The following is a 662-nucleotide window of genomic DNA, read 5'->3' as shown; positions in this document are numbered from 1 at the left end:
ACCCTCAGATGAAACCATCAATCTGATTCTTGCGGTATTAAACGAACGCACGGTAGACTGTGGACACTGCATCCGATTTCAGAACCAGCATTACCGGATGCTGGATAACCGTGGTCTGCAGGTACACTACCGCAATGGCACGAAAACGATGGTGATCCAGGCGTTTGACGGCTCCCTGTACTGCTGCGTCAATGACAAGGAGATCTATGCTTTGGAAAAAGTACCGGAACGCTATCCTTCCTCTAAGAATCTGGATGCGGAGCAGCCTGCTCAGAAGCCAAAAAAGAAATATATCCCACCTATGAACCATCCGTGGCGGCGCTCCGCGTTTCGAAAGTTTGTTCAAAATCAACCGCATCACTTTGAGGATCACACTGTGGCATAGAAGGTGCTGAGACGCCAGATTATGCGATCGATATTTCATGTATTTACAGCAGGGACAGCCATGGTAGGCTAGCACGTTAGTGCCGGCAGGCTTTGTAGGGATACGTCACGCCGTATCCCTGCGGAGCCTGCCCGCAAGCCTGCTCAACCATGAGCTGTGGGTTCCTGCTGTCAATATTTTAATTATCACGGAGCATAATCTCTCATAAAAGATAAGCCCCGAATCCATCGGGGCCTATCTTAAAGATTTTTTGGGACATTTTCAAAAATGCTTGACA

Annotated in this window: 1 pseudogene; it reads left to right on the top strand. The window is 48.5% G+C overall.

The features are described 5' to 3' along the window. Positions 1–385, top strand: a pseudogene (locus H9L42_RS16785) (hypothetical protein); the annotation flags it as partial. Between the last annotated feature and the right edge of the window lie 277 nt (positions 386–662).

This window comes from Zhenpiania hominis (assembly GCF_014333425.1).
GTDB lineage: Bacteria > Bacillota > Clostridia > Peptostreptococcales > Anaerovoracaceae > Hominibacterium > Hominibacterium hominis.
The sequence above is the reverse complement of the archived record's forward strand: the minus strand, read 5'-3'. Positions and strand labels throughout refer to the sequence as shown.